Here is a 21,215-nt window from a genome sequence, read left to right on the forward strand (position 1 = left end):
TGTCTGCTGAGGAGGCGAACTATACGTCACGGCCCCAGACCCGTCAACACCTTTCGCGATAAAAACCGTAACAAAAGCAGGCCGCGCACCCCAAGCCATTGATACGGCAACGGATATCCACAAAGGGTATTTGATAAACCCCCGTCACAGCCCCGCCGCGCCTAGCAAAACGGGCCGGAGATAGACTCCGGCCCGTGGCTTCAAACGGTGTAAACCGCCCTATTCCTTCTTCACATCCAGCAATTCCTGCAGCTGATTCAGCGTGGAGCCGTCCTTGACCACGTGCTGCAGCCATTCTTCCAGGCTCATCTCGGCCCAGCGCGCCGCCCGCTCGGCCAGTAAGGCCACCGGGCTGTGCGGTTCGTTATGGCGGAAGTAGCGGGCGACTTCGCTCAGCATCTGCACCGCTTCCTGGCGGCTGCGGATCTGCCCGTTGAAGGAGATGGGGGCGGCGGCGACCGGCGCCGGCGCGCTGTGGCTTTGAGTCACGGCTTTTCTTTCCTCGCTGACTTGAACGGGCGCCGGCGCGACGCCGGCGGGCGCGGTTTGCTGGCGGTAGCGCAGCACCAGATCCTGGCAGGCGTAAATGCCGTTGCGGATTTCCGCCAGGCTGGGCGCCTCGTCAGCAAAGCGCTGGTCCACTTGCGCATCCAGCGCTTCGTAGCGGCTCAAGGCCGCCACCAGGTTTTCCGCCAGACCCTGGAACCAGACGTGGCCGGACTGGGTAGCGCTCTTTTCGAATTCATCGCCGGAGAGCTTGCCTTCGGCGATGGCGGCGGCCTTGGCGTCCGCGTCCTTCAGCCCCAGGTTCTCGACTTCGCGCGATTGCTGCCAATCGTTCCAACCGTAGCCGCCGAAATCCGGCTTCAGCAACGGCACGCTGCGGATGGCGATGCCCAGTTGCTGGTTCAGCCACTCCAGTTTGCCGACGCGCTCGTCCAGATCGTGCGGGTCCAGCTCCGGATAACCGTTTTCCCAGTATTGAGCCAGCCAGCCGTCCAGCACGGCCAGGCCCAGCGCCAGCCCGTGAATGCCGTTGACCTGAACCTGGGCCTCGGCGTACCAGGCCAGCAGTTGCAGGTCCTTGCTGTTTTGCGTCAGCGCCTGTTCACACAGGCGGATGACCTTGGGCCATTCCGCCACCTTGAGCGTCTGCTCCCAATCCCCTTGCGACAGGCCGGGGTCGTCGCTGCGGCGGGCTTCGCGAATCTGGTCGAAGAGCGTGGAATAGGCCAGGTCCTCGCCCGCCGGCGCGGCGCCGGGAATGGGGGCCAGCAGCTGCTCCACGTGTTGATCTATGTTTTCCATGCTTGCTCAGCTTCTATATATAGGTGTGGCCGGTTCAGCCTTTGCCGACTTCCGGCATGGTGGAAATCAGCGCGGCGCCGCAACTGACCTTGTGTCCTTCCAGCGCCACCGGCTTGCCGCCGACCAGCCAGCTGGAATCGCCTTCCACGATGGTGCAGTTGACGTGGCCCTGCTGCGGGCAGGTGACGGCGTCTCCCAGGCAGGCGACCTTCTTGCCGAACAGGGTAGTGCTGGATGCGGCGCTGACGACGGCGCCGCCATGATCGGTGGGGTCGCCCAGTCGAATCACGCGTTTCATGCTGCAGTCTCCTTGCGCGGCGGCCTGGCCATGGCCAGCGCCACCTGCTCATGGCTAAATTGGGTGAGGATGGCCGGCGCGGCCAATCGCGCGCTGTGGCTGACGGCGATGGCCGTCAGCATGGCGCTGGCGGCGACGCCGACGTCGCCCCAGTCGCGCGCCAGATTGCTGGCTTCATCGACCGGATGCAGTTCCACGCCGTGCCGGCTCAGCGCGCTGGCGATGGCGGCCAGGCGCACGCCGCCGACATTGACGTCGCCGCCGTTGTGCGCCAGCCAGGCCAGGCTGGCGGCCTGGTCATTCTCCGGCTTGGCGTCCTCTGGGCTGAACGGGTAGTCCAGCAACGCCGCGTTGACCAGGGCGTTGTCCAGCACCGGCTGCAGCTGGCGCGCCAATTGCAGCGCGCGCTCCTGCTGCAATGCGACCGAGCTGGACTGGCCAAGCTGGGCCAGCACCGGCAGTTCGGCCAAACCGGCCTGGTGGCGGCCCGGCACCAGGCCCCAGCTGCCGCCGGAGCGGCTGAAATCTTTTTCCCAATACGGCTGGTAGGGATCGGCGCCTTCGGCCACGGTGACGGCGACACCCTGCTCCGGCTCCGGCAGTTGCTCGCGCAGCATCAGCAGCACCGCCACCGCCAACCCCGGCTTGCCCAGCCAGCGTTGACGCTCTGCCGCCGCCGTGTCTCCTTCGTCACCGTCGTCGGCGCCTTGCAGCGCCAGCGGCGCATCGGCGCCGAGCACCAACACGCCCGGCAGTTCCGGCTCTTGCTGCAATAGCTGCCGCGCCCGGTCCGCCACCGTGCCGGTGCCGGCGCCGGCCAGGAAACGCGCGTCCGGCGCCGGCCAGTCCTCATCGACCTGCCCCGCCATCATGGCTTCCAGCTGCCACTCCTTGACCGCGGCGATCTGCTCGATGCCGGACGGGCCGGGCACCACTTCCATCAGCAGCGGCAGCCAGGCCGCGCCGGGCGCGGCGGCGTAGAGCTGGCTCAGCGCTTCGACCACGTGCGGCCGCAGCGCGGCCAGCACATCGTCGGCGTCACCGCAGGCATCGGCCTTGTCCACGCTGGACCACAGGCAGCCGTCCGGCGCCTCCGCCAGCCAGAAGGGTTCGTCCTCGGCCGGCGTGGCGCAAGCCCATAACCAGCGGCACTCCACCACCGCCTGGCGTTCGCGCAGCTCGGCCAGATGGCGTTCGCGCGCGGCGTCGCGCGCCGCCTGGTGCTCGGCGTCGGCCGCGGCGGCTTGCTCGGCCTCGGCCTGCTTGGCACGTTTTTCCTTCAAATAGCCCCACAGCTTGACGCCGGCGCTGAGCAGCATCGGCGGCCCCAGATGCAGCAGCAGGATGGCCGACGGGCTGATGCGCTGCCAGCTTTGCGGCAACACCAGCCACAGCAGCCCCCACCAGGCGACGGTGCTGACCCCGAACAGGCCCAACATTCTCCACATGCGCGCGACTCCTTAGCTCAGCCGCACTTTGACCTGCTCGCCCTTCAGCGAGACGGCGATCTTCTTCACCGGCTTGCCGCTGGCCATGCGCGCCAGCAAGTCGCTGGAGATCTGCGCCAGCAGGGTGCGGGTCAGGATGGCGTCGGCGTTGCGCGCGCCGCTGTCCACGTCCAGGCAGCGCGCCGCCATCTGCTCGGCCAGTTCCTCCGGGAACTCGACCTGGGCGCCGTGGTTGTCGGCGATGCGCTGGCGGATCTTGTTCAGCTTAAGGCCGACGATGGCGCGCAGCACCTCGTCGCTGATCGGCAGATAGGGCACGATGGTCAGGCGGCCGAGGAAGGCCGGCTTGAACACGTTCTGCAGCGTGGGGCGCAGAATCTCCACCAGGTCTTCCGGCGTCGGATCGCGGGTTTCGCCCTCGACGGTGACGCCGTGCTCGCAGGCGCGCATCACCAGGTCGGTGCCGGCATTGGAGGTCAGCAGGATGATGGTGTTCTTGAAGTCGACTTCGCGGCCTTCGCTGTCTTCCAGCAGGCCTTTGTCGAAGACCTGGAAGAACAGCTCCAGCACGTCGGGGTGGGCTTTTTCCACCTCGTCCAGCAGCACCACCGAGTAGGGCTTGCGCCGCACCGCCTCGGTCAGCACCCCGCCCTCGCCGTAGCCCACATAGCCCGGCGGCGAGCCCTTGAGGCCGGAGACGCTGTGCGCTTCCTGGTATTCCGACATATTGATGGTGATCAGATTGCGCTCGCCGCCGTACAAGGCCTCGGCCAGCGCCAGCGCGGTTTCGGTCTTGCCTACGCCGGACGGGCCCACCAGCAGGAACACGCCCTTGGGCTTGCCCGGGTCTTCCAGATTGGCCTTGGCGATCTGCACCCGCTCGGCGATCTGCTCCAGCGCGTGATCCTGGCCGATGACGCGCGCGCCCAGCAGCGAGGCCAGCTTCTGCACCTGTTCCAGCTCATTGCTGACCATGCGACCCAGCGGGATGCCGGTCCAGCCGGAGATCACGTCGGCGATCACGCTCTCATCCACGCACTCGAAGGCCAGCGGCTGCAGCTTCTGCAATTCGCGCAGCGCCTTGCGCTTGGTCTGCAGCGGGCTCGGCTTCTTGCCCTTGACCGGCTTGGCCTCGGCCTGCCGCTGTTTGAGCTCGTCGATTTCCGCGACCAGCTTTTGCTGCTCGTCCCAGGCGGTGTGCAATTGCTCCAGGTCCGCCCGCAGTTCGGCGCGCTGGGCTTCCAGCTCGGCGATGCGCTCGGCGTGGCCTTCTTCGCGCTGCAGCGCGCTAATTTCACGGTCGATATTGTCTATCAGCACCGACACGTCCTCGATCGGCCCCGGCTTGCCGGCGCGCGACAGCGCGACGCGGGCGCAGGCAGTGTCCAGCACGCTGATGGCCTTGTCCGGCAACTGGCGGCCGGCGATATAGCGGCTGGACAGGTGCACGGCGGCGGCCACCGCCTCGTTGAGGATTTCCACCTTGTGGTGCTCGGCCATCGCCAGGGTCAGGCCGCGCACCATCTGCACGGCGATTTCCGGCGCCGGCTCTTCCACCTTCACCACTTGGAAGCGGCGCGCCAGCGCGGCGTCCTTTTCGAAGTACTTCTTATACTCGGCCCAGGTCGTTGCCGCGATGGTGCGCAATTCGCCGCGCGCCAGCGCCGGTTTCAGCAGGTTGGCCGCGTCGTTCTGGCCGGCCGCGCCGCCGGCGCCGATCAGGGTGTGAGCCTCGTCGATGAACAGGATGATGGGCACCGGGCTGGCCTTGACCTCGTCTATCACCTGGCGCAGGCGGTTTTCGAACTCGCCCTTGACGCTGGCGCCGGCTTGCAGCAAGCCCAGGTCCAAGGTGCGCAAGGTGACGCCGGCCAGCACCGGCGGCACTTCGCCGTGCACGATCTTGCGCGCCAGGCCTTCCACCACCGCGGTCTTGCCCACGCCCGGCTCGCCGGTGAGGATGGGGTTGTTCTGCCGGCGGCGCATCAGGATGTCTATCATCTGACGGATTTCAACATCACGGCCCAGGATGGGGTCGATCTTGCCGGCCTTGGCCTGGGCGGTCAGGTCTATGGTGTATTTGTCCAGCGCCGGGCTGCCGCGCTTGCCGGCCACGGGCGCGGCCATCGTCGGTTCCACGCCGGCCTCGACCGCCGGCGCGTTGGCCGAGGCCTCGCCGCCGTGCTGACGCAAGGCGGCGTAAGCGCCTTGCAAGCGGCCGGCATCCTGGCGCGCCAGCGCGGCGGAGCCGGATTGCAGCGCGCCGCGCAGCGCCTCGTCCTGCCACAGCGCCAGCAGCAGGTCCAAGGTGGACACATCGTCCTGGCCTTGTTCCGCGCTGGCCAGCAGCCAGGCCTTTTCCAGCCACTTGGGCAGCCAGGCGGACAGCACCGGGTTGCGGGTATTGCCGCTGCGGAAGGCGTCCAGCGCCGCTTCCAGCTCGCGCTCGATGCGCGGCAGGTCCGCGCCCAGCGCGTGCAGCGCCGCCAGCGCGGCGTTGTTGTCCTGGTCGAACATCGCCAGCAGCGCGTGTTCGATCTCGATTTCGAAATGAGTGCGCGCCAGCGCGCGGCTGGCCGCCTGCTCAATCGCCTGGCGGGCGGTGGGAGTCAGTCTGTCGATCAGGGCTTTCAGGGATACGGACATATCGTTCCAATACGCTCAAAATGAAAAATCAGTTTCGCCGGCGCCGCTCAATGCAGCAGCGCGTAGCGCATGTCTTCAGGGTCCCGCCGCTGCGGGCCCAGCCAGCAATTGCCGCCCAGCCGCAAATCCACCGGGCCGCCCAGCTGCGACGGCGGCACGTCGCGCTTGTCCAGCACCAGGCTGACGTCGGCCGCCAGATTGTGGCCGACGGCGAATTGCAGCAGCGCCTGCAAGGCCTGCGCGCCGGGGCCGCCCGGCAGCAGCGCTTCGAACTGGGCGCGGCGCATGCTGCCCAGCCGCAGCTGCAGCTTGGTCTGGCGGTCCCAGACCCGGGCGCCGGCGAACAAGGACACGCCCAGTTCGCTATCGCTGGCGCCCAGCCGGCTTTGTTCCGTCGCCGGCACCTTCATCCACTGGCCGACGAATTGCTCCAGCGCTGCGTCGACGCCGAAGAAACCCTGGATCAGGGTTTCCAGCGCCTGCGCCGACAAGGGCTTCTGGCTGAGCAGGCCGGCGTAATAGATGAACAGGTTTTCATCCAGCTGCGCGTCCGGCCCCATCTGCTTGCGCAATTGAGACAAGCCCAGGCCGCCCAGGTCCAGCAGATTGCGGGTGAAGCCGTCGCGCTCGCCGGCCTCCACTTCCAGCCAATAACGGTATTTGCGCCAGGCGCCGAAGAACAAGGCGGTGGCGCGATGGCTGAAGATGTCCAGGAAGGCGTGCAGCGAGCCATCCTTATACTGCTGGCGTCGCTCCAGCAACAGCTCGGTATAACTGGTGGGCAGAGCGCCGCTGGGGCCGGTCAGCCCGATGAAGCTGACCGTCATCTCGTCGGTGGCGTCGGCCTGCTCCGGCTCCCTGGCCGGCTGATAGCGGCACAGCTCGCTGGGCGGGAAGGACAGCGAGGCCAGCGAGCGGAAGCGCAGGCTGGCCGGCAGCCGGCCGCGGCGCTCGCCGCGCTTGCGCGTGGCCAGGCCGAGGATGCGCACCGCCTGGAAAAAACCGAACTGGCTGGCGTCGCGCGCCAGTTCCTGCTTCAGATCGCGCGGCTTGCGCTGGGCCGCGGCCCGCATCGCCCTATCATTGGCGCTCATGATCCACCTCCGGCCGGCTGCGGCGACGCATCGCCCACAAACCAAACAACAGCCCGGTGATCAGGCTCAGCGCACCGCCCGGCGCGAACAGCAACACGCCATAGCCCGCCATCTGGCCCGATCCGCTCACCAAGCCCCACCAGCCCAGCAACAGCATCGCCAGCGGCAAGCCCAGACACATCACCCAATCCAGCGCCGGGCCACGCTGCCACAAGCCCTCCTCGGAGGACAAGGAGTAATACAGCAATTGGCAAAAGCTGGGCGCCAGCAGCAAAACGATCAAAATTTCCATGGCGTCCTCAAATCACCAAGGCCTCGCCGGCGCGGGCCGGCCATGAAGCCAGCGCCTCGTCCTGCTGCACCGCATGCACCCGCAGCCGGGTAAAACTGTTGGGCGCGCAGTAGAGCGCGAAGAAACGCTCCAGCACCGCGGCGAACAGGTAGACGCTGCCGCCCACGTAGTAATCCGGGTCCAGCGTCAGGCGGATTTCGCTGCCGCGCACGAAGCCGCTGAAATCGCGGCCGGACACCCGGGTCACCGCCGGCTGGCTTTCGATTCCCACCACGCCCTGGATCTGGCGCACATTGACCGGGGAATCGGTCAGGTTGTACAGCGCCAGCATTTCCTGCAGCGCGGCGCAGCCGGAATCGACGATGGACATGTAGTTCAGCGACAGATGCGACACCAGCCGCCATTGCACCGCGCGCCCCAGCGGGCTGCGCTGGCTGGCGCTGGGCTTGCGCAGCAGGCGCACGCGCTTGACCACGGAATGGCCGGGCAGGGAGAAGTCGGTGCGCTGGGTGGATTGGCTGCCGCCAAACGGAATCTGTTCCGGCAGGTCGCGGTTGCTGCACAGCAGCTCCAGGCTCAACACCTCGGTGGCCGGACGCACGGCGTTGAACTCCAGGTCCGCCAAGTGCAGCTCCAGATCCGTGCCCTTGTCGCCCTGCCGCGGCGAGCGTTCACGGCTGGCGTGCCAGTAAAAGCGCGGCGTTTTCTTTTCGCTGCCATGGCGTATCGCGTAGAACGGCGGCACTTCCTCGCTGCTCTCGCCGTCTCCGGATTTTTCCACCCGCACCACGCGCTTGATCTGGATCGCCTCGTAAGCCTGCTGCTTGCGCCCGTCCACCAGCACCGGATAGCTGGCTTTCTGGTGGGTGACGCGTATCGGTTCGCCCGGCTGGGTGAACAGATTAACGATGGGGGTGCAGCCCAGCTTCATGTGCTGGGCCTGCAACTGGGTTTGCAGGCGGTTGTGGCGCTCGCTGTCCGGGTATTGGTCCAATAGCAGGCGCAGCACCAGCTTGTCGCCATCCAGCCGCGCCACCGCCTTGTCCAGCTGCAGCAGATCGACGAACAGGAATTTGTCCGGGTAGCAAAAGTATTCGGTCAGCAGCCGGTAGCCCATGAAGGAGCGCTCGTCGTAATCCAGCAGCCCCTCGTCGCGGCCGAAGCCCACCGCCTTCAGGCTGGCCGCCGGCAGCTTGCGGGTGCGCGCCGGGTCCTCGCTGCCATCGCCCACGCTGACACTCTGCACATTGGACAGCAGCATCTCGTACAGCAGATGCATCAGCGCCGGCTCGCCGTCCAGGAAGAAACGCAGCGATTGCAGGCCGATGGCGTTGAGCGCCAGGCCGCCGTGAGTGTGGAACTCCAGCGTCAGCACCGCCGCAGCCTCCGGCGCCAGCTGGCGCAGATAGGGCGAGCCGCTGGTCAGTTCCAGCTTGGCCTCGGTCAGCGACAGCGGATACAGGTCCACCGGATAGGCGCTGCGGAATTTGCACACCACGCCCTGCATCGCCGGCGCGTGCACCGGCTGGCCGCGCTCCACCCGGTAGCGCTTGGCGATTTCCGGCCGTTGCGGATCGCACTCGAACTGCACGATGGTGGCGGATGGAATCGGCTGCAGATAATGCGGATACAGCACATTGAGGAAGCTGGTGGCCACCTCCGGGTATTCGTCGTCCAGCTTCTTGTGGATACGCGCGGCCAGGAAGGCGAAGGACTCTATCATCCGCTCGGTATGCGGGTCCTCGCACTGGTCGCCTTCCATTTGCAGGCGGCCGGCGATCTTGGGATAGCGGCGCGCGAACTCGCCGGACAGCTGGCGCAGGTGTCCGAGTTCGCGTTCGTAATACGGCAATAAGGATTCAAGCATTAAGGCACACGTGACATCATTGTTATCCGGCCGCGCCGGCGGGCTGGCCCCGGCGCGAAACCGCTATTTCTTGGTTTTGAAATACTTCTCCAGGCCAAAGCTCAACGGCTCGCGCAACAGCAGGCCGCCATCCTCGCCCAGGCCGAAGATCAAGGAGGGAATCGCCGGCCGGCTCAGCCCCAGGTCGTCGACGGCGATGGCCAGCAAGCGGTCCGCCCGGCGCGCGGCCGGCACCTCCAGCCAGGTCCAGGCGTCGGCGCTGCCCTGACGCCGCAAGGCCACGCGGGTCCAGTCGTCGGCCTTGCCGTCCCAATCCAGGATCGCATCGCCGCTGGCGTTGCTGACCGCCTGTCCCAGCGTTTTGCCCGCCGCCTCGAAGCGGACCTCGATGCCGGCCGCCCCGCCCACGCGCGGCTGGCCGACGATGGCGATCAATTGCCTCGCCGTGGCCGGCTGACGCACATTCATTTCCGCATCCGACATCAGGCGGTACTTGGGCGCCTGAGCCGGCAATTGCGCCTCCACCGTCACCAGGCCGTTGCTCACCCGCCAACGGCCCTCCAGATAATAAGCGCGGCTGGCCAACAAGGACCAGGAAGCCTGGCCGTCGGCCTGCAAAGCCAGCTCGGACTCCGTCCGGCTCTCCATACGGTAATGCCCGGCCAATTGCGCCGCCGTCAGCGGACGGTCCAATTTGCGGTAGCGCAACGCGGAGCGCACCGGAATCTCAGGGGCCGGCTTGGGCATCGTCAAGCCGCCGTCCGCCTGGATCTCCAGCTCCGCTTGGCGGAACAGGGGCTGCACCGCGTCGGCGTTGCTCAGCTCGAAACCGGCCGCCCGCTCCGTCCTGCCGGCGGCGTCCACCTCGAACCACTGCCAAGCTTGCCCGGAGCCGGCCAGGCGCAGGCCCACCTTGCGCCACGCTCCCCATGCCTTAGGCTGCCAGGCGATCAGATAGCCCGGCGTCCGGGTGGCCTCGGCCTCCACTTGCCGGCCTTGATCGTCTTCCAGCAGGGCCTCCGTTCCCGCCACGCCCATGCGGCCGGCCGCCAGCACCGCCACCGTCATCATCGCCTCGTCGTAGCGGTCCGCGGCCATGAAGCGGCCGGAGGCATAGGGCAATTGCCGGTAGGCCGGCGCTTCGCCGCCTGCCGCCGCGCGCAGAACGATCCGTCCCCGCCCGCGCGTCCAATCGCCGCGCACCGTGCGCGCGCCGCTTCCCTTGATGAACCATTCAAACTGGCCCGAAGGCAGCAGAACCAGGCTGCTGGGCAGCCAGTCCTCGTCGGCCGGCACATAGGTGCCGGCCGCCTTGTCCGGCGCGGCGGCCTGCGCCGGCGCGCAGAGGCAGCCCAAAAGCAAAGCGGCGCAAACTCTATGTACGGTTTTGCCAGACCTACGGACCACTCTTTCCTCCCGCATCCCATTTCCCATCGCTTTTATCCAAATATTCAACACAGCCGCGCCCAACTATTGCTCCTAGCCCCTATTCAGCTCAGCCGCGCGCTCACAGGATCACGCCATCATCACATCAGGCTGTTGCGCGTCGCGGTTGCGCAAACGGGTCAACAGCACATTGTCGGCGCCGGCATAGACCTTGCGGTAGCGCAGGTAGCCGGCGCCCACCAGGAAAGGCTCCTGCCCCGTGGTCACCCGCACCGGCACTTGTTGCATGCTGCCGGACTCCTCGTAGAGCTTGACCCAGCCCTTTTCCTCCTCGGTCAGGGACTCCTGGTTGCGGCTGCTCATCTTCCTCAGCTCCGCCTGGATTTCCGGCGTTTCCTTGCCGGTCAGACGGAACCAGGCGTAGGAATCATGCACATAGTCGGTAAACAAGCGGCTGGCCGCCGCCGGCAAGTATTTGCCGCCCTCGCCCTTTTCCAATTCCGGCCAGATTTCCTTCAATTCCGCCCAATCCTTGACCACTTTCGGGTCCCAGGTGGGCGGGTAGTAATTCCGCGTCGCGCCCCGTCCCATCTGCACCTTCTCCTCGCGCATCCAACGCCGGAAGTATTCCAGATGCTCGGCCATCTTCTGATTGCCACCCACCAGATCGTTGACGTCGCCGTTGTTGATGCCCTTCAGATTGGGGAAATGCTGGGTCAGCGAGGCATGATCCAGCTTGTCCGCCCAAGTCAGCCGCCAAGCGATGTAAGGCCAATACATATCGCGCAACAAGTCCTTGTACTTGCCTTCCTTGCGCGGTATGGCGGCGAGGAAATCATTGAAGGCCGTGATCAATTTCGGGTCCACCAGCATCCGGTACTGCACCGCCGCCGGCATCTTCTCCGCCTTCAGCGGCACCCCGGCCAGCCGCGCCTTGCGATACATCACCGCCAAGGCGATGCGCGACAGCTTGTCCGAACCCTTGGGGTCCTTGCCGCGCCCCTGCTCCAGAGGCAAATAACCGCCGCCGACATCGGAATGCACACCGGGAAACATGATCTCCTCGGCATTGCCCGGCAGGCCGCCCTGGGTTTCGATGGAATCCAGCGGAAAGCTGCGGCGGATCTCATGCGCGGAAACCAGGTGCACGCAACGCATGCCCATGGGCACCCGCAGCGACTGCTCGGCGTCGGCCCATTCCGCGTGACCGTCGAACAACAGCGTGGAGGACGCCAGGCCCACCGAGGCCACGGTGTCGAACAGGCCCAGAAAGTCGAAATGCACCGGGATGCCACCCAGGGTTTTCTGGCCGCTGTTGCCGGTCATCTCGGCATCCAGCTCGCACATGCGCTGCATCCAGTTGCTGAACGAGCGCGCCTTGGTCGCCCCGCGCGAGAAACCAAACACCGATAGGTAAATGCCGCTGATGCGGCCCTTGTTCATGCAGGCCACTTTGTCGTCCGGGCCGGGCAGATAGGGCTTGATCGCCTTCTGCAAGTCTTGCAAGACCATGCGCAGCTCGTCGAAGGTGCTCCGCCGGCCGGTGCGCATATCACGCTCGCTGATCCAGCCGCCGTTTTTCAGGTTCCAGCCGGTCACCACCATCCGCTTGCTCAGCGTTCGTATTTTCTCGTCCGACACCAGGACGCTGTCCTTGAAATAGCGGTGCACATTGTTGACGGCCTGCATCAGGCCCCAGACGATGCGTTCGTGACCATACAAGGCCATCGCCGCGCCCATAGACGCGTCGCTGCCCTTGCCGCTGTCCTTCACGCTGGAGAAGGGCGTGCCCACCCCCGGCACATAGACCTTGAAGAAATGGGGATAATCCTGCTCCACGTCCGCCCACTGCGGATCATTCGAGATCACGCCCTTGACGCCAAGGCCGGGGTAACAATCATACAGGCGGGCGACGTTGGAAAAGCCGTCGTTGTCCTGGCACAGATTGTAATTATTGCGCGTGCCGTCAAAGAAGAAGCCGAAGAACAAATTGCCGTCGCAGCTGGCGGCTGGGTTTTTGATGGGGGGGAGTTCTCTTTTTTCCCACTTTCTCAAAACCACTTCATCGTCAGCATTGAAAAATTCTTTCCTATTGCACGGATCTGAATCTTTATCAATCAACTTATCACTGATTTTTGTCATGGCTTCCTAAGCTCCATCTGACGGATTTCAGCTTTTATATCATCAATTGTTTCTTTATATTTTTGGGCTTTCTCAGGGCTTTCTTTCGATGCCACTTCTAATTTATCCAATGATCCTTTGAGGATATCGAGATCCCTTTTCCATATCTTCCGCCGAAACTCTAGCGAAGGCCTCGGCCACCCCCTCACCGCCCCCGGCCAATTCGCATTGGGCGGATCGTAGCGGCTGATCACCGCCGCCAGCTTGCCGCCGTCCAGAATCTGCACCCACAGCGTTGCCGGTTCCTCGTAGCGCGGTACATCCAGCTCATGCGTCCGCAGCGGAATCTTTTCGTACGCCCATTCCTGATAGGTCTTGGCCTTGGTGCCCAGCCGGGTCTTCACCACCACCTTCAGCCCCGGACGCCATTGCGTCGGCAAGGACACGCAGCACATGGCGCCGCTGCCCGCATAGGCCGCCACCCGCTCCATCGCCTCCAGTTGTTCCGGATCATCGGCGCGGGCAATGCCCACCACGTCGTAATCCTCATCGGTGTAATTGACCGCGGTCAGCGACACGCCGATCTTGCCCGATCCCAGCGCCGCGCAGCCGCTGGAGGCCAGCACGACAAGTACCAATAAAACCCGGCCTAGCAAACTCATATCATCCTCTCCATGCACATGCCGCGAATACAACGCATTGCCCTTCAAAAAAAACTCAAAATAGAATCATATTGCAATGGCAATCCTAGCAAATATGGAGAAAAACCATCTGATCTCCCCTTCGACTACCCACGAAGCTCCAAGAACCATAAATGCAATGAAATATCATGGTCTTGACCCCATAAGCTTCACTTGCTCTTTTGCCCATTTTGCCGCCTCGGTAAACTCCACCTCTTCTCTAGGATTCTGTCTCGCGGCGTCTTCAAATCGTTTAGCTCTTCGCAAATATTCTGCGGAATCCCTATCCCATCTCATTCTTCGATATTCTAGAGAAGGCCTAGGCCATCCCTTCACCGCTCCCGGCCAATTCGCATGAGGCGGATCATAGCGGCTGACCACCGCCGCCAGCTTGCCGCCGTCCAGAATCTGCACCCACAGCGTTGCCGGTTCCTCGTAGCGCGGTACATCCAGCTCATGCGTCCGCAGCGGAATCTTTTCGTACGCCCATTCCTGATAGGTCTTGGCCTTGGTGCCCAGCCGGGTCTTCACCACCACCTTCAGCCCCGGACGCCATTGCGTCGGCAAGGACACGCAGCACATGGCGCCGCTGCCCGCATAGGCCGCCACCCGCTCCATCGCCTCCAGTTGTTCCGGATCATCGGCGCGGGCAATGCCCACCACGTCGTAATCCTCATCGGTGTAATTGACCGCGCTCAGCGACACGCCGATCTTGTCCGATCCCAGCGCCGCGCAGCCGCTGGAGGCCAGCACGACGAGAACCAATAAAGCCCGGCCTAGCAAACTCATATCATTTTCTCCACAGCAGTACTGCAGATACCTCTCGCATAGCCTCTTAAAATGAAATCCTTATCCCAGCAAAAACGCCATCGACAGCTCAAGCCATGATGAACCGATCTTTTGCCAAGCCTCAAAAGCTTAAACCAGTCAACATTATTTTAAATGGCATCTATGGCTTGTTTTTTTCCATCTTTTGGATTTTATTTTTCAGATATTCTATGTTTTCTCTAAACTCTGTTTCTTTTGTTGGATCGTGCTCAATAGCACCTTCAAGAGACCTCAAGTCACCAAGCAAGATGGCATAATCCCGTGCCCATATTCTCTTCTTAAAGCCCTGCGAAGGCCTAGGCCATCCCTTCACCTCTCCCGGCCAATTCGCATGGGGCGGATCATAGCGGCTGACCACCGCCGCCAGCTTGCCGCCGTCCAGAATCTGCACCCACAGCGTTGCCGGTTCCTCGTAGCGCGGTACATCCAGCTCATGCGTCCGCAGCGGAATCTTTTCGTACGCCCATTCCTGATAGGTCTTGGCCTTGGTGCCCAGCCGGGTCTTCACCACCACCTTCAGCCCCGGACGCCATTGCGTCGGCAAGGACACGCAGCACATGGCGCCGCTGCCCGCATAGGCCGCCACCCGCTCCATCGCCTCCAGTTGTTCCGGATCATCGGCGCGGGCAATGCCCACCACGTCGTAATCCTCATCGGTGTAATTGACCGCGCTCAGCGACACGCCGATCTTGTCCGATCCCAGCGCCGCGCAGCCGCTGGAGGCCAGCACGACGAGAACCAATAAAGCCCGGCCTAGCAAACTCATATCATTCTCTCCATGCCCAGACTTCCACTACAAACCGGACATATTGAAAGATGCCAAACTTTTCATGGCCTAGTGCCCAGTAACTTCAACTCAAATAAAACTGAGTTAATCGCTTTTTGATAGCTTTCCTTTTCCTTGTAATCTGTCTCACGATCCTTCGCATTAACCATTTTCGCTAGCTGCTTTTGAAGTAATAGATTATCCCTATCCCACAACTTACGACGATGCTCTATCGAGGCTCTCGGCCATCCCTTCACCTCTCCCGGCCAATTCGCATGGGGCGGATCATAGCGGCTGACCACCGCCGCCAGCTTGCCGCCGTCCAGAATCTGCACCCACAGCGTTGCCGGTTCCTCGTAGCGCGGTACATCCAGCTCATGCGTCCGCAGCGGAATCTTTTCGTACGCCCATTCCTGATAGGTCTTGGCCTTGGTGCCCAGCCGGGTCTTCACCACCACCTTCAGCCCCGGACGCCATTGCGTCGGCAAGGACACGCAGCACATGGCGCCGCTGCCCGCATAGGCCGCCACCCGCTCCATCGCCTCCAGTTGTTCCGGATCGTCGGCGCGGGTAATGCCCACCACGTCGTAATCCTCGTCGGTGTAATTGACCGCGGTCAGTGACACGCCGGTCTTGTCCGATCCCAGCGCCGCGCAGCCGCTCAGAAGCAAGATAATGAAAAAGGGTAAAAACCATCTACCAATACCCTGAGAACCATCCTCATGGCTCGAACTCACATTAAGAATGCCCGTAAGCGTTCTCACTTCAGCCTATTCTCAAGCTTTAGTATGCTTTTTTTAATATCCGAAATGGCCCAATCCATATTTTTTTTCTGCTCAACACTTAATCCAGGTTTTTTTGATGCATTCTCCATTACAGCCAATAATTCTTTCTCGCGATTCAACTCCAAAATCAATTTTTTATTTTGATACGCAGCACTTGGCCTAGGCCACCCCTTCACCGCCCCCGGCCAATTCGCATGAGGCGGATCATAGCGGCTGACCACCGCCGCCAGCTTGCCGCCGTCCAGAATCTGCACCCACAGCGTTGCCGGTTCCTCGTAGCGCGGTACATCCAGCTCATGCGTCCGCAGCGGAATCTTTTCGTACGCCCATTCCTGATAGGTCTTGGCCTTGGTGCCCAGCCGGGTCTTCACCACCACCTTCAGCCCCGGACGCCATTGCGTCGGCAAGGACACGCAGCACATGGCGCCGCTGCCCGCATAGGCCGCCACCCGCTCCATCGCCTCCAGTTGTTCCGGATCGTCGGCGCGGGCAATGCCCACCACGTCGTAATCCTCATCGGTGTAATTGACCGCGCTCAGCGACACGCCAGTCTTGGCCGGCCCCAGCGCCGCGCAGCCGCTCAGCAACAGGCCGGCGACCAGGCGGAGGCGCGGGGCAAGGTAGCCGATCATGGCGTGGCCGGTTTCTTCTCCAGCTCCAGGTCCATGCCCGCCGCCGGCATCAGGAACAGATACTCGCCGCGCAGCTGATGGCGGCGGCCATTGCTCGCTTCCAGCACGCTGCCCTTGGGCAGACGGAGCAAGGCCATGCCCTCGGCGACCAGCGCTTGCGACTTCACGCCCTTGGCGTCTCCGCCCAGCCAATCGCGCAAGGCCTGGCCGCTGGTTTCCAGCTTGGCCGGCACCGGCTCGCTCCAGCCCAGTTGAGCCGACACCAGGCCATAGTCCTTGCCCAGCTTGACCACGGTCAGCAGCGCGGCGGGTTCGCCGTTGTCGTCGTACACCTGCTGCATCCGTTCATTGGGCAGCAGCGCGTAACGGCCCAGCCAGTCGTCGGCCTGGGCCAGCGCGGGACAAAGCAGGGCCAGCAGCAGCGCGCCGCCTTGCAGAAATTTACGTGCCATCCGTCTCTCCTTTTGCTATCGAAATCAAGCCGGCGCGCGCAGCGCGTCCATGCAGCGCTCGAAACGTTGATCCGGCTCTTCCTGTCCTTCCAGGTCCGCCTGCGACAAGGCCCGCTCCACCACCGGGTAACAGTCCGCCAGCACCTCGGGGGTGATGTAGCGGTGAAAATGCATCTGGTACAAGGTTTCATCCGCTTCGCCAGCGCGGATCAAGGCCAGGGTCTGGGCTTGGTCCAACACCACCTTGTCCGCCGGCGGCAATGCGCGCGTCGGCAACGGCAGGCTATGCCAGCCGCCCGCGCGCGCCGGCAGCAGGCACAAGCTGGCCGGACCGAAGAATTGCCCGCGCTGTTCCGCGTCCTGCACCGCCACGATGTCAGGCAAGCGGCGGGTATCCGGGTAGCGCAGATTGAAATGCAGGTCGTCGGCTTTCACCACGCACCACGGCAGTAGACGCTGCGCGAGTTCGGACAGGCTTTCCGGGCTGAGCCACACGCTGAGCATCGGCATGCCGTCGCAAAACGTCAGCAAGCGCCGCAGCGGCTCGGGGAAGGCCGGGTCGAACTGCGCCAGCAGGGGCGAGGCCGCCATCAGCTCCTTGCCGCCGTCGTCGCTCTGGGTAAACACGCTGAGCCAGGGCAGCCCGCTGGCGCGCAGCCGCCGCAATAGATCCGGGTTCTGCGCGCCGTCCAGCAGCAGATAACTGTTGTGCTCCGGCATCTCCGCCACGGCAGCCAAACACCGCTCCAGCTCCGCCCAATCGAAAGAATGAATATATTTCATCGCTGTACCTGACTGAAGGCGGAGCCGGCCTTGGCGCTGCGCAGCAAACACTCCACGCAGACTTCCTTGGGAAACAAGGGGAACGGCGGATTCATGCTGGCCGGCCCGCTCCAGTCATGGCGCCCGCCCTTGAAGCTGACGGTGCCCGGCGCGTGCAGCTCGATCTTGCCGTCCTTGATCCGCACATAAGCGCCGCCGCTGGTCAGCAGAATCTCCTTCTTGCCATTCCACAGCTGCTGGCCCTTGATGGCGGTGATCTTGACGTCCTGGTCGCCGGTCACTTCGATATTGTCGCTCTGCGCTTGAACCTGCACCTTGCCCTTGGCCGCGATCAGCTTCAGCGCGATCTGATCCTTGACCCCGGCGACGAACAGGCTGATGTGCTGGCCCACATTGTGAATCCAGCGCCGGCCACTGGTCTGGTTAGTGTCGCGCTGCGCCACCAGGTCCAGATTGCTGCCGGCGGCCACGGTCTGGCTTTGCTGGCTCAGGCTGGCGATACCGGCCGGGGCCGATAGCACGATCAGCGGTTGTTGACCGGCTTGGTCCTTGGCGGTTTTGCCGTCCTTGTCGGTGTTGGAACCGGCTTCCCAGGCTTTCAAGGCGGCGGCCTGGTGTTGCAGATGGCCTTCGGTTTTCTTGGCGGCCTTGGCGTTGTCCGGGCCGATTTCCTCCGGCCCGGTTTCCATGGTGTCGGCCTGCTGGCCGCTGGCGGTGTCGCCCAGGCTTTGGCTCAGGGCCAGGGCTGCATCGAGCTGGCTTTGCGCCTGTTCGCGCGCCAGTTGTTTACCGGATGCGCCGTTCTGCGCTTCGGTGCTCAGCAGCAGGCCGTGGCCGGCACGGATCGCGCCGTGATGGTCGGTGCGCAGTTCGAAGCCGTCGCCGCGCGGTTCGGCCTTGCCGTTGCTGCGCGGCTGGGTGAGGAAGCCTTGGTTGAGCTGGGTCTTGCCCGGCTCACTCGATAGCTTGGCGCGCACTTCACCCGGGGTGTCGTCGAACAGCAGTTCGTTGTACTGGCCGCCCTGGTGTTCCTTGGATTTGATGCCGGACAGCGTCTTGTTGGCCGGCAGCGCGCCGGCGCCGCTGAAGTCCGGGGTGGGGTGGCTGCCGTTGTAGAGCACGCCGGTAATCACCGGGCGGTCGATATCGCCTTCGATGAAGTCGACCAACACTTCCTGGCCGATGCGCGGGATGAATTGATGGCCCCAGCCGGCGCCGGCGCTGGGCATCACCACCCGCAGCCAGCAGGAGGATTTATCGTCCATCCCCGCGCCGATGCTGGGGTGTTCGTCCGGCCGCTGCCAGTGGAACTGCACCTTGATGCGGCCGTGCTGGTCGGTGTGGACTTCCTCTCCTTGCGGGCCCACCACGGTGGCGGTCTGCACGCCACGAGACTTGGGCTTGGCCAGTTCGGTATGGGCGTAGGCCGGGGTCAGCGGCACGCCGCGACGCTGGGCGTCGAAGTCGGCGCGGAACGGTTGCGCGTCTTTCTCTCCCGCCAGCGCTTTGAGATCCGCCGGCAGGTTGTTGCGCGCGCTTAAAGTCTGGCGGGTGACCACGAATTCGCGCTGCTCGCTGCTGTCGCCGTCGTGGGCCGGGTGTTCGTCCAGGCGGAACCACTGGCCGGCGGCCAGGCCTCGCACCGAGCCGCCGCCGCTGAACTGTTTGGCCTTGAGGTCATGCGCCTGCTGGCGCAGCTGGGCGTAGTGGCTGAGCTGGTCGGCGTCGCCGGCGTAGTACAGCGATTGCGGGTCGTAGTCGTGCAAGGAGGATTGCAAGGCCTTGCCGTTCTGGCCCTGGTCGATGCGGCTGTCGTCGCCGCTGTGCTGGGTCTGCACCGGCTGGTAGTCGAAGCTGGCCAAGGCCACCGCGCCAGGCACGATCTGGCGCTGCGCATTCCACTCGGTCAGGCCGTCCTCGGCCTCGGTGGCGTCGCTACGGTGGAAGCGCACCCGCTCGACCGTAGCCGGCGGCAGGCTATAGGGGTCGTCGAAGGCGACCAGTTGCACCTGGGGGGTGTCGCCATCGACATGATCGAAACGCCAGGCATAGCCCTCTTCGTGCAACAGCCGCACGATGAAGTCGTAATCGGATTCGCGGTATTGCAGGCAGTAGCTGCGTGGTGAGGCCGGGCCGGTCTTGAACTCCAAGGTCTGCACCCGCGCGAATACCGGGTTGGCTTGCTGATGCTCGGCCAGGATCTGTTTGACGATGTCCGGCACCGACAGGTCCTGGAACACCCGTGAGCTGACGCGATGGCGCAGCAGCGCGAACGGCGGTTCGATGGTCAACTGGTAGCGGCTGAAGCCGCCATCCGAGCCTAGGCTCTGCACCTTGGACACCACGCCGCAGCGCAGGCTCTCCGCGCCGGCGGCATCGAGAATGCCGAGGCGGGCCGGCAGGCCGAGCAGGGTCTTGAGTTCGATCGCGCCGTCCGGGGACAGACACACCAACTGGTAGGCGTAAGGCCGGGACACGCCTTCCTCGCCGGCCAGGCTCAGCGGCAGCAGTTGCTCGGCCGCCACGCTGCCGTCGCCCAGGCTGAGGGTGAGCAGGCGCTGGTCTTGGTTGAAGGCGGAGGCGAAGCTGGCGAGCAGGGTGCTGAGGTCCATGGCGTTTAACTCAAGGTCAAATCAAATCGACTGCGCAATGCGTCAAGCCGCGCCGAGCAAACGGCCGCGGCTTGAGCCGGAGTAATTAGTTGGCGACGATGCGCACCGCGTGCAATTGGCGCTCGGTGTCGTAACGCACGCTGATCTTGCCAGCCGGGATGCCGGCGTCGGTCAGGACTTGCTTGACCGCGATGGCGCGGGTCTGAGCGGCGGCGCGGGCATTGCCGATGTCGCCGCGGTAGCAGTGGCCGCGCACCAGAATGGATTTGGCGGTTTTAAGCTTGGGCAGCAGCAGTTGCAGCTGGGCCTCGCCCACCGGGGACAGCTTGGGGCTCATTTTTTCAAACGGGATCAGGTTGGGGTCTATGGCCATATTGGCGGCCACGGCCTTGTCCAGCGCGGCCTTCTCTTCCGCCGCCTTGATCACGGCGGGGTCCTTGGAGGCTTGTTGAGCGTTAGGATTGGTCTTGCAGCCCGCGAGCGCCAAGCACGCAAGCGCGGCGACCATCAGCAAACGTTTCATAGCATTACTTCCCGAATTGACTTTAAACATGGGCAAAGGGCCTCCCGGAAACCGCTGCGCCAGGCCGGCGCGCGGCGGCTTCCCGGATGCCTAAAACCCGCCTGGGTCACAGGCGGGTTTGCGTTCCAGCAAGGCTGGAGATTAAGCGATCGCCTTGTTGGCGGTCAGGTCCCAACCGGAGCTGACGTTACCGCCGCCGGCGCCATCGGCGCGTTTCTGCTGGGTGTAGGTCCACTTGATCTTGCCGTAAGTGAAGCTCACCTTTTCGCTCGGGAAGCCGTTGTCGTTGGCGGAACCGTGCGGCTCAACCTTGGCGATCAGGACTTGTTCCATCTTGATCTCCATGTACTTCACCTTATCGCCACCGGCACGGCACAGTTCGATGGTGATTTCCTTGATGTGCTGGCCCTTGCAGCAGGCTTCGTAAATCTTCGGGCTGGCCTTGTCCAGGAAGTGGGTGATTTCGTAAGCGGCGTGGTTCACGCGCTCGGCGGTAGCGCCGCCGGCGGAGCTGGCGGTCGCTTGAGCCGGCTGTTCCAGCTTGTGGGCAAAGGATTGGATCTCGATCCAGTCCGCGTGCTTCTCGTCGCTGCTCTCGCCAGGAATGCCATCAATTTTCAGGAATGCATCAAAAGCCATTTACTTCTCCTTAAACAAAGGTCAAAAATCGGAGGGTTCGCCCTCCTATTGCAAA

General features: G+C 63.9%; 19 protein-coding genes. All 19 read right to left on the bottom strand.

Annotated elements, in window-relative coordinates; all coding sequences use genetic code 11:
• Positions 1-219 precede the first annotated feature (219 nt).
• Positions 220-1,308, bottom strand: a complete 1,089-nt coding sequence (gene tssA, locus ACE3QM_RS11805) for a type VI secretion system protein TssA (protein WP_374422070.1) — start codon at positions 1,306-1,308, stop codon at positions 220-222.
• A gap of 34 nt (positions 1,309-1,342) precedes the next feature.
• Positions 1,343-1,606 (bottom strand): PAAR domain-containing protein, encoded by a 264-nt coding sequence (locus tag ACE3QM_RS11810; RefSeq protein ID WP_048409801.1) that lies wholly within the window; start codon positions 1,604-1,606, stop codon positions 1,343-1,345.
• Positions 1,603-3,054, bottom strand: a complete 1,452-nt coding sequence (locus tag ACE3QM_RS11815) for a hypothetical protein (RefSeq protein WP_231464824.1) — start codon at positions 3,052-3,054, stop codon at positions 1,603-1,605. Before ACE3QM_RS11815 ends, ACE3QM_RS11810 begins: the two co-directional genes overlap by 4 nt.
• Before the next feature lie 12 nt (positions 3,055-3,066).
• Positions 3,067-5,700, bottom strand: a complete 2,634-nt coding sequence (gene tssH / locus ACE3QM_RS11820) for a type VI secretion system ATPase TssH (protein WP_374422072.1) — start codon at positions 5,698-5,700, stop codon at positions 3,067-3,069.
• A gap of 47 nt (positions 5,701-5,747) precedes the next feature.
• Positions 5,748-6,794 (bottom strand): type VI secretion system baseplate subunit TssG, encoded by a 1,047-nt coding sequence (gene tssG, locus ACE3QM_RS11825; protein ID WP_374422074.1) that lies wholly within the window; start codon positions 6,792-6,794, stop codon positions 5,748-5,750.
• On the bottom strand, positions 6,781-7,086 hold the full coding sequence (locus ACE3QM_RS11830; RefSeq protein WP_374422076.1) for a hypothetical protein: 306 nt from the start codon (positions 7,084-7,086) through the stop codon (positions 6,781-6,783). Before ACE3QM_RS11830 ends, tssG begins: the two co-directional genes overlap by 14 nt.
• A gap of 7 nt (positions 7,087-7,093) precedes the next feature.
• A complete protein-coding gene (tssF, locus tag ACE3QM_RS11835; RefSeq protein WP_048409796.1) occupies positions 7,094-8,953 on the bottom strand; it encodes a type VI secretion system baseplate subunit TssF in 1,860 nt (619 codons plus the stop codon).
• A 63-nt stretch (positions 8,954-9,016) separates the two neighbouring features.
• The gene (locus ACE3QM_RS11840) at positions 9,017-10,315 is read right to left on the bottom strand and encodes a hypothetical protein (RefSeq protein ID WP_374422079.1); all 1,299 of its coding nucleotides are present in this window, start codon (positions 10,313-10,315) and stop codon (positions 9,017-9,019) included.
• Positions 10,316-10,468: 153 nt separating this feature from the next.
• Positions 10,469-12,394 (bottom strand): DUF2235 domain-containing protein, encoded by a 1,926-nt coding sequence (locus tag ACE3QM_RS11845; RefSeq protein ID WP_374422081.1) that lies wholly within the window; start codon positions 12,392-12,394, stop codon positions 10,469-10,471.
• A gap of 83 nt (positions 12,395-12,477) precedes the next feature.
• Positions 12,478-13,122 (bottom strand): DUF3304 domain-containing protein, encoded by a 645-nt coding sequence (locus ACE3QM_RS11850; RefSeq protein WP_374422083.1) that lies wholly within the window; start codon positions 13,120-13,122, stop codon positions 12,478-12,480.
• A gap of 165 nt (positions 13,123-13,287) precedes the next feature.
• Entirely contained in the window at positions 13,288-13,929 is a 642-nt protein-coding gene (locus ACE3QM_RS11855; protein WP_374422085.1) for a DUF3304 domain-containing protein, read from the bottom strand.
• A 160-nt stretch (positions 13,930-14,089) separates the two neighbouring features.
• Positions 14,090-14,734, bottom strand: coding sequence for a DUF3304 domain-containing protein (locus ACE3QM_RS11860; protein ID WP_374422087.1), 645 nt, complete (start codon positions 14,732-14,734; stop codon positions 14,090-14,092).
• Positions 14,735-14,796: 62 nt separating this feature from the next.
• The gene (locus ACE3QM_RS11865) at positions 14,797-15,498 is read right to left on the bottom strand and encodes a DUF3304 domain-containing protein (protein ID WP_374422089.1); all 702 of its coding nucleotides are present in this window, start codon (positions 15,496-15,498) and stop codon (positions 14,797-14,799) included.
• On the bottom strand, positions 15,495-16,151 hold the full coding sequence (locus ACE3QM_RS11870) for a DUF3304 domain-containing protein (RefSeq protein ID WP_374422092.1): 657 nt from the start codon (positions 16,149-16,151) through the stop codon (positions 15,495-15,497). The genes ACE3QM_RS11865 and ACE3QM_RS11870 overlap by 4 nt, the downstream gene beginning before the upstream one ends.
• Complete coding sequence (locus tag ACE3QM_RS11875) at positions 16,148-16,603, bottom strand: hypothetical protein (protein ID WP_374422095.1); 456 nt, start codon at positions 16,601-16,603, stop codon at positions 16,148-16,150. The genes ACE3QM_RS11870 and ACE3QM_RS11875 overlap by 4 nt, the downstream gene beginning before the upstream one ends.
• Positions 16,604-16,627: 24 nt before the next feature.
• The gene (locus tag ACE3QM_RS11880) at positions 16,628-17,386 is read right to left on the bottom strand and encodes a DUF4123 domain-containing protein (protein ID WP_374422097.1); all 759 of its coding nucleotides are present in this window, start codon (positions 17,384-17,386) and stop codon (positions 16,628-16,630) included.
• Positions 17,383-19,998 carry a type VI secretion system Vgr family protein gene (locus ACE3QM_RS11885; protein ID WP_374422101.1) on the bottom strand — a complete coding sequence of 872 codons (2,616 nt, stop codon included), beginning with the start codon at positions 19,996-19,998 and terminating at the stop codon, positions 17,383-17,385. Before ACE3QM_RS11885 ends, ACE3QM_RS11880 begins: the two co-directional genes overlap by 4 nt.
• Positions 19,999-20,083: 85 nt before the next feature.
• Positions 20,084-20,521: an OmpA family protein gene (locus tag ACE3QM_RS11890; RefSeq protein ID WP_197081438.1), complete on the bottom strand. Its 438-nt coding sequence runs from the start codon at positions 20,519-20,521 to the stop codon at positions 20,084-20,086.
• A 141-nt stretch (positions 20,522-20,662) separates the two neighbouring features.
• Complete coding sequence (locus tag ACE3QM_RS11895; protein ID WP_048409786.1) at positions 20,663-21,160, bottom strand: type VI secretion system tube protein Hcp; 498 nt, start codon at positions 21,158-21,160, stop codon at positions 20,663-20,665.
• Positions 21,161-21,215 lie beyond the last annotated feature (55 nt).

This window comes from Chromobacterium sp., assembly GCF_041912965.1.
Classification (GTDB): Bacteria; Pseudomonadota; Gammaproteobacteria; order Burkholderiales; family Chromobacteriaceae; genus Chromobacterium; species Chromobacterium aquaticum.

Bases quoted from the DNA above. Each gene is read 5' to 3' on its own strand.
- tssA (WP_374422070.1), bottom strand. From the start codon at position 1,308: ATGGAAAACATAGATCAACACGTGGAGCAGCTGCTGGCCCCCATTCCC.
- ACE3QM_RS11810 (WP_048409801.1), bottom strand. From the start codon at position 1,606: ATGAAACGCGTGATTCGACTGGGCGACCCCACCGATCATGGCGGCGCC.
- ACE3QM_RS11815 (WP_231464824.1), bottom strand. From the start codon at position 3,054: ATGTGGAGAATGTTGGGCCTGTTCGGGGTCAGCACCGTCGCCTGGTGG.
- tssH (WP_374422072.1), bottom strand. From the start codon at position 5,700: ATGTCCGTATCCCTGAAAGCCCTGATCGACAGACTGACTCCCACCGCC.
- tssG (WP_374422074.1), bottom strand. From the start codon at position 6,794: ATGAGCGCCAATGATAGGGCGATGCGGGCCGCGGCCCAGCGCAAGCCG.
- ACE3QM_RS11830 (WP_374422076.1), bottom strand. From the start codon at position 7,086: ATGGAAATTTTGATCGTTTTGCTGCTGGCGCCCAGCTTTTGCCAATTG.
- tssF (WP_048409796.1), bottom strand. From the start codon at position 8,953: ATGCTTGAATCCTTATTGCCGTATTACGAACGCGAACTCGGACACCTG.
- ACE3QM_RS11850 (WP_374422083.1), bottom strand. From the start codon at position 13,122: ATGAGTTTGCTAGGCCGGGTTTTATTGGTACTTGTCGTGCTGGCCTCC.
- ACE3QM_RS11855 (WP_374422085.1), bottom strand. From the start codon at position 13,929: ATGAGTTTGCTAGGCCGGGCTTTATTGGTTCTCGTCGTGCTGGCCTCC.
- ACE3QM_RS11860 (WP_374422087.1), bottom strand. From the start codon at position 14,734: ATGAGTTTGCTAGGCCGGGCTTTATTGGTTCTCGTCGTGCTGGCCTCC.
- ACE3QM_RS11870 (WP_374422092.1), bottom strand. From the start codon at position 16,151: ATGATCGGCTACCTTGCCCCGCGCCTCCGCCTGGTCGCCGGCCTGTTG.
- ACE3QM_RS11875 (WP_374422095.1), bottom strand. From the start codon at position 16,603: ATGGCACGTAAATTTCTGCAAGGCGGCGCGCTGCTGCTGGCCCTGCTT.
- ACE3QM_RS11880 (WP_374422097.1), bottom strand. From the start codon at position 17,386: ATGAAATATATTCATTCTTTCGATTGGGCGGAGCTGGAGCGGTGTTTG.
- ACE3QM_RS11885 (WP_374422101.1), bottom strand. From the start codon at position 19,998: ATGGACCTCAGCACCCTGCTCGCCAGCTTCGCCTCCGCCTTCAACCAA.
- ACE3QM_RS11890 (WP_197081438.1), bottom strand. From the start codon at position 20,521: ATGAAACGTTTGCTGATGGTCGCCGCGCTTGCGTGCTTGGCGCTCGCG.
- ACE3QM_RS11895 (WP_048409786.1), bottom strand. From the start codon at position 21,160: ATGGCTTTTGATGCATTCCTGAAAATTGATGGCATTCCTGGCGAGAGC.